This window comes from Streptomyces sp. CLV115, assembly GCF_038448545.1.
Classification (GTDB): domain Bacteria; phylum Actinomycetota; class Actinomycetes; order Streptomycetales; family Streptomycetaceae; genus Streptomyces; species Streptomyces sanglieri.
On the sequence record NZ_JBCEWQ010000257.1, the window covers coordinates 1 to 6,741 of the forward strand.

A 6,741-nucleotide genomic window follows, 5' to 3' on the forward strand; every position below is an offset into this window, starting at 1 on the left:
CGCCCGTCCCACCCGTGCCACCGCAGGACCCGATACCCGACGCCTCGGGCCGCATCGAGCTCGCCCCCGGCGCCGTTCCCACGGACAACCGGTTCGTCAACGAGGACCTGTTGCCCGTTCCCCTGGAACGGCGCCGCTGGACGACGTACAACTTCACCGCGCTCTGGGTGGGCATGGCCCACAACATCCCGTCCTGGCTGCTCGCCTCCGGCCTGGTGGCCCTCGGCATGGACTGGAAACAGGCCGTGTTCACCATCGCGCTGGCCAACCTGATCGTGCTCGGACCCATGCTGCTCACCGGGCACGCCGGACCCAAGTACGGCATCCCCTTCCCGGTGCTGGCCCGTGCCTCCTTCGGGCTGCGCGGCGCCAACCTGCCCGCCCTGATCCGGGCCGCGGTGGCCTGCGCCTGGTTCGGCATCCAGACCTGGATCGGCGGCGTCGGCATCTTCACCCTGCTGGGGAAGATCTTCGGCGGCTGGGCGAAGGCGTCCGAGATCGGCGGCCAGCCGTGGACGCTCTGGCTCTGCTTCATCCTCTTCTGGGCGCTCGAACTGGCCATCATCTACCGGGGGATGGACGCCCTGCGCCGGTTCGAGAACTGGGCGGCACCGTTCGTCATCGTCGGCGCCGTCGTGCTGCTGGTCTGGGTCGCCGTCAAGGCGGGCGGCTTCGGCCCGCTGCTCGACCAGCCCTCGAAGCTCGGCTGGGGCAAGGAGTTCTGGCCGGTCTTCTTCCCGTCGCTGATGGGCATGATTGCCTTCTGGGCCACCCTCTCGCTGAACATCCCCGACTTCACCCGATTCGGGGCCGGCCAACGCGCCCAGATCAGGGGCCAGTCGCTCGGTCTGCCGACCACGATGACGCTCTTCGCCCTGCTCTCGGTCCTGGTCACCTCCGGATCGCAGGCGGTGTACGGGGAAGCCATCTGGGATCCGGTCCAGCTCGTGGCCCGGACCGACAATGTCTTCGGACTGCTCTACGCCCTGGTCACGGTGCTGGTCGCGACGGTCTCCGTGAACATCGCCGCCAACGTCGTATCACCCGCCTACGACCTGGCGAATCTCGCGCCGCGGTTCATCAACTTCCGTACGGGCGCCCTGATCACGGGAGTCGTCGGCGTCCTCATCATGCCGTGGAAGCTCACCGAGACGCCCGAGCTGTACATCTTCACCTGGCTCGGACTGGTCGGCGGACTGCTCGGAACGGTCGCGGGCATCCTGATCGCCGACTACTGGATCGTCCGCCGCACCGTGCTCGACCTCGCGGACCTCTACCGCCCCGGCGGCCGCTACTGGTACACGAACGGATGGAACTGGCGGGCTGTCGCAGCGTTCACCGTCGGCGGCGTCCTCGCGATCGGCGGCTCCCACTCCGCCCCCGGGGAGGGCCCGTTCCCGGCCGACGGCCTGATCCCGTTCCTGAAACCCCTCGCCGGCTACGGCTGGGCGGTCGGGCTGGCCTCCTCGCTGGTGCTGTACGTGCTGCTCAGCGGCCGGCCCGGCGTCACACCGGCGCGGACGTACGGCCCAGCAGGGCGCTGATGTCGTACGTCTGGTCCGGCGGCGGCGTGGTCGTGGGCACCGGCTTGTCGAAGGCCGAGAAGCGCACGACCGCGTCCGCCCCGGCGCCCCGGGCCGTGATCCTCAGGGGGTACGGCTTGCCGGTGGCCGCGACATCCGTCGTCAGCGTCCGCCCGTCCCGCATCCTGGTCAGCGGCACCACCGGAGCCCCGTCGAGCGTGGTCTTGCGGCCCTTGTTCAGCGTCCCCCGGTCGTTGTCCGCGTTGTCGCCGACCAGCTTCCGGAACGTGTCCAGATCGCAGCCGTTCGCCAGGTCCCGCAGCCTCGGGTCGTCGGCCGAGCCCTTCATGTAGCGCCCGTTCAGGATCGCCGCGAAGGCCGAACCGCCGCCCGGGACCTGGTTCTTCCAGAAGTTCGCATCCGGCTTGACCCAGATGTCGTCGCCGCGCTTCACGATCCGGACGGACCCCTGGCTGTTGCCCAGATCCACCGATCCGGTGCAGTTGCCGTCCCGGTCCAGGGTGAGCTCCAGAGCCATCGGCGGGCTGTTGTCGCCGAGCTCGCCACGGGCGCTCAGGTGCAGGGAACGGGTACTCAGCAGGGCGTCCCGGGAGCGGTCCGCGATCTGCTGCGCGGAGAGCTTGTCGATTCCGTCGTCCGCCCGTGCCGCACCGCCGCCCAGCACGCTGCCGCCGGTGATCCCCAGCACGGCGAGGGCCGTCCAGGCGGCCCGGTGGGTGCCGCTGTGTCGACCGGTCACGTCGCCTCCCTGGTAGTACCCGCAGGGCCTGTTCAGGTGCCATCCGATTCTTCCGAGCGTACGCCGGGGCGGACGGGGTCGCGCGGCGTGGCCGACCACCATGGTGCATACACAGTGTGATGTTTTGCCTCGTTTTGGCCTGCAGGGTGCTGGGGACGGTTGTCGGCGCACCGAATTCGCCATCAACGAGGAGGAACAGGGAGACATGAAGCTGTCGATGGGGAGTGTGTCCAGGGCCGTGCTCAGGGGCGCCGTCGTGGTGGGCGCGGCCACCGCGCTCGCGGTTCCCGCGACCGCCGCGACCGCGGTGCCGGCCGTGGCGACGCCGCCCGGCCTGTCCTGCGACACCGGAAAGCACGAGATCGACGACTACACGGGCTTCGCGCTGTGCCGCAACGACGGCAGCACGACGCAGACCTTCTGGGTGCACCTGGTCTGCGGCTGGTCCCCGGACGTGGACGGCGAGCACGTCACCCTCAACCCCGGGCAGTCCGGCCAGTCCACCGCGCACTGCGCCGGCATCGGCACCGGGATCGGCGAGATCACCGTCCAGCCGTAGCCCGTTCGTACCGTACGGGCCGGCCGGACCGGATCCACGCGCCGGCCGGACCGGCCGCCCAGCACGGGCGGCCGGTCCGGCCGGTCACGGAGCGCTCCGCTCAAGCAGCGGGGGCAGGGCGGCGGCCAGCCGCTCCCGGAGCCGGTCCGGGCCGCCGTCCACCCATGGATGCGCGGCGTGGAACGCGGACCAGTCCACCAGCCAGTCCAGCACCGCCCCGGGCGTGAAGTCCGGCGCGTGCGGGCCCAGCACGGTACGCAGCAGGCGCGGTGGCAGACGGGTCGCGCGGTGCTCCGCGAGCAGCACCGCGTCGTACAGGTCCTTGGCCCCCGACCGGCCCTCCGCCTGCTGGTCCTCGGCGAGCCACAGCAGCTTCCAGGCGAGCGCGAGCCCCGGGCCCGCGGTGCGGACCGGCGTCGGGGGACCGCCGTCACCGCGCGGACAGGCCGTCCACTCCGGAGCCTGCGGGAGCCGTTCGTCCTGGGCGAAGTCCATCCGGACCTCGCCCGGCGGCAGCCCGTCGGCCTCCCAGGGGACGACGACACGCACCCCGGGAGTCTCGTACTCCCGGTACGTCCACGTCCCGTCCGACGTCACCCGGAGCGGATCGACACGAATGCCCTCGGGCAGCGGCGGACCGGCCGCCAGGGCGGCCACGACCTCCTCGGCGGGGGAGGACGGCGGATCCAGCTCCTCGGCCTCCATCCAGTGCAGCCCCTCCGGCGCGAGCACCGGCCGGGCGCCGCCGGTGTCATGGCACTCGCCGTCCGTCAGCAGCTCGGGAGCGGCCGCACCGTGCGCGGCCTCCGGCCACTGCTGTACGGCCGCTGTCCCGTCGACGTACGGGTGGGGGTCGAGCCCGTCGACGAAGCAGCCGGCCGGCGGCTCCACCACGATCCAGTCCAGATCGCCCGGCTCCCGCGCGGCGGCGCCCACCCAGGCCTGGAGCGGGACACTGCCGCGCAGGACCAGACCGCCGCCCCAGGGCGACTGTGCGATCGCCCGCAGCAGATGGTCCTGGACGGCGCGCCGGGCAGCCCGCCACCGCGGCGCGAGCGCGGGGTCGTCGTACGCCGGTTCGCCGGGGACGGGCCGGTCGTGCGCGCTCACCGGGAGACCCCGGCCGGTTCGTCCAGCCAGCCGGCGTCCGCCGCCGGATGGTCGTCGTGCACCACGAACTCCTCCTCGACCTCCAGCACTTCGAGCCCGGCAGCGGCCAGCCCGCCCAGCAGCGCGTCGAGCTCGGCCCTCGCCTGCGGACGGCCCACCGCGTAGCAGCGCTGCGTGACGAACCGCTCATGGCTCCCGGGGCCGGTGGTGCGGCGGGCATTGCGCGACAGACGCGCGCCCTGCCGCTCGGCCACCGCCCGTGCGACGGCGAGCTGCGGCTCACCGGTCAGCAGCAGCTTGACGTGGTGCTCGAAGTGGCAGTCGGGAGACAGCGCGGCGGCCTCGTCGGCCGTCCCCGGTATGTCCTCGTTCCACGGAGCGGCCTCGATCTTCACCCGAACGACGGGGAAGCCCGCCGCGCGCAGCTCGGCCGACCGGAGACCGGCGGCGGCCCGCTGCCCGGAGAGCGAACCGCGGCCCCGCTCGGTCAGCATGGGCTGGTCGGGCGTGGCACCGCGGTCCAGGAGGATGTGGGTGAGCTTCATGCCCTCGCGCTCCGCCCAGCGGCCCAGCCGGCCGGCCTCCCGGGCATCCCCCGCACCGCTGTCGGCGCGAGGTTCGAGGCGCACCGTCAGATGCGTCTCGAACTCGCCCTCGAACTCCGCTTCCACGCGCCCTCCACCAGTACTTTTCACGGTCCGTTTCCGTCACAGAACGTAGCAAGCGGCACTGACAGTCCCCGGACGCGACCGAAGACCTCCCCGGACGTGCCGGTGGCGCACCCGGGGTCTGTCCGGCGGATCAGGACCGGACGGACCCCGGGCCACTTTCCACCGAACGGTTGAGCGGACCGCTCATTCCTCGTTACCCTCCGGTAAGTTCGTTCGGACGCGACAGGCGCGCTGCGCACAGCCTCCGCGCGGTGTCGTCCGACACGAGGAAGGCGGTCAGCCCATGTCCTCAACGGAAGCGGTGGAAACCACCGAACCGGCCGGCCCCACGGGACTCGCCGACAGCGCACGGGAGCTGGCCGAGGGCCGCACCACCTCGGTCGAGCAGGTGACCGCGGCACTGCGCCGCATCGAAGCGAGCCGGAGCACCCTCAACGCCTTCCGGCACCTGCGTGCCGAGGCCGCGCTCGCCGAGGCCGCCGAGGCCGACCGCCGGCTCGCGGCCGGGGAGCGGCTGCCCCTGCTCGGCGTGCCGGTCGCGGTCAAGGACGACACGGACGTCGCCGGGATGCCGACCTACTTCGGCTGCGACGGCGATCTGCCCGCCGCGACCGCGGACAGCGAGGCGGTACGCCGGCTGCGGGCGGCCGGGGCCGTGATCGTCGGGAAGACCAACTCCTGCGAACTGGGCCAGTGGCCGTTCACCGAGGGCCCCGCCTTCGGCGCCACCCGCAACCCGTGGCACACCGGTCACACCCCCGGCGGCTCGTCCGGCGGCTCCGCGGCGGCCGTCGCGGCCGGTCTGGTGCCCGCCGCGCTCGGCTCCGACGGGGCGGGATCCGTACGCATCCCGGCGGCCTGGACCCATCTCGTCGGCATCAAGCCCCAGCGCGGCCGGATCTCCGGCCACCCGCACACCGACGCCTTCCAGGGCCTGACCGTCAACGGACCGCTCGCCAGGACCGTCGCCGACGCCGCGCTGCTGCTCGACGCGGTCGCCGGCTCCCACCCCGAGGACCGGCACCGGCCGCCGCCCGTCGCCGCCGCGGCCGCCGCCCGCCGCGACCCGGGCCGGCTGCGCATCGCCCTCGCCTGGCGCCCCCCGCTCACCCTCACCGGCTCCGCACCCCACCCCGATGTGCGACGGGCCGTCCTCGCACTGGCCGAGGCCCTCACCCGGCTGGGCCACGACGTGCAGGAAGCCAGACCCCGCTACGGACTGATCGGCCTCGGCTTCGTCCCCCGCGCCACCGCCGGGATCGCCGAACTCGCCGCCCGCCACCCCGACCCCGCACTCCTCGACCCGCGCACCCGCAGCGCGCTGCGCACCGGTACCCGGCTCGGCGGCCGGGTGGTACGAGCGGCCAGGGAGCGCGAGGTGCGTCAGCACCGCAGGATCGGCGGCTTCTTCCGCCCGTCCCGGACCGGCGCCGGGTACGACGTGCTGCTCACCCCGACGACCGCCCTGCCGCCACCCCCGATCGGCCGATTCGACGGGCTGAGCGCCTGGCGCACCGATCTCGCGATGACCGAGGCCTGCCCGTACGCCTGGCCCTGGAACGTACTGGGCTGGCCCGGCATCAACGTACCGGCCGGATTCACCGGCGACGGGCTGCCCGTCGGGGCACAGCTGCTCGGCCCGTCCCGCAGCGAGGAACGCCTGATCTCCCTCGCCGCCCAGCTGGAGGCCGACCGGCGCTGGTACGAGCACCGGCCCCCGTCCCCGTCCGCCCGGTCCGCGCAGGGGGCCGGGCGCTGAACCCCCGTCCGGGGCCCGGGTCCGGCCGCGCTGTCGCTCGCACCCGAGCGCGGTAGGCGGGATCATGGGCAGGGAGTGGATAGGTGGTGTCCGGTATGGCGTGTGCAGGTCCGCAGTCGGCGCCCGGAGCCGAACCTTCGAGGCCCAGCACTCCCCGGCACCCCTACGACACGGCGAACGACGCGACCGTGGTGGTCGCCGACACCGGAACGGTCGTCGGCTGGACGCACAGCGCACAGGAACTGCTGGGGTACCGGGCCGCAGAGGTGGTCGGGCGGCCGGCGGGCTTCCTGCTGGCCATGCCCGAGGACCCGGTACGGGTGGCGGGGATCGCCGAGCGCTGCCGGGCGGGGGTGCGG

7 protein-coding genes are annotated in these 6,741 nt (G+C 73.3%); 4 read left to right on the forward strand and 3 right to left on the reverse strand.

All coding sequences use genetic code 11. The annotated features are described in order from the left end of the window. Positions 1-1,544 (forward strand): NCS1 family nucleobase:cation symporter-1 (locus AADR41_RS40440; protein ID WP_446751198.1); only part of this gene is annotated, 1,544 nt, incomplete at its 5' end. On the opposite strand, the gene AADR41_RS40445 is transcribed toward AADR41_RS40440, so the two are convergent. Continuing rightward, positions 1,507-2,283 carry a hypothetical protein gene (locus AADR41_RS40445; RefSeq protein ID WP_342287315.1) on the reverse strand — a complete coding sequence of 259 codons (777 nt, stop codon included), beginning with the start codon at positions 2,281-2,283 and terminating at the stop codon, positions 1,507-1,509. The genes AADR41_RS40440 and AADR41_RS40445 overlap by 38 nt on opposite strands. A 205-nt stretch (positions 2,284-2,488) precedes the next feature. Between AADR41_RS40445 and AADR41_RS40450 the strand changes: the two genes are divergently transcribed. After that, positions 2,489-2,842, forward strand: a complete 354-nt coding sequence (locus AADR41_RS40450; protein ID WP_342287316.1) for a hypothetical protein — start codon at positions 2,489-2,491, stop codon at positions 2,840-2,842. Positions 2,843-2,926: 84 nt separating this feature from the next. Here the strand turns inward: AADR41_RS40450 and AADR41_RS40455 are convergent, their stop codons facing one another. Together AADR41_RS40455 and AADR41_RS40460 are read right to left on the reverse strand one after the other, a co-directional pair. After that, positions 2,927-3,952: a nucleotidyl transferase AbiEii/AbiGii toxin family protein gene (locus tag AADR41_RS40455; protein ID WP_342287317.1), complete on the reverse strand. Its 1,026-nt coding sequence runs from the start codon at positions 3,950-3,952 to the stop codon at positions 2,927-2,929. After that, positions 3,949-4,623, reverse strand: coding sequence for a hypothetical protein (locus AADR41_RS40460; RefSeq protein ID WP_342287318.1), 675 nt, complete (start codon positions 4,621-4,623; stop codon positions 3,949-3,951). Before AADR41_RS40460 ends, AADR41_RS40455 begins: the two co-directional genes overlap by 4 nt. A 283-nt stretch (positions 4,624-4,906) precedes the next feature. Here AADR41_RS40460 and AADR41_RS40465 point away from each other — a divergent pair, with 283 nt between their 5' ends. Together AADR41_RS40465 and AADR41_RS40470 are read left to right on the forward strand one after the other, a co-directional pair. Then, positions 4,907-6,382, forward strand: coding sequence for an amidase (locus tag AADR41_RS40465; RefSeq protein ID WP_342287319.1), 1,476 nt, complete (start codon positions 4,907-4,909; stop codon positions 6,380-6,382). 95 nt (positions 6,383-6,477) lie between these two features. Continuing rightward, a partial coding sequence (locus tag AADR41_RS40470) for a PAS domain S-box protein (RefSeq protein WP_342287320.1) occupies positions 6,478-6,741 on the forward strand: 264 nt, incomplete at its 3' end.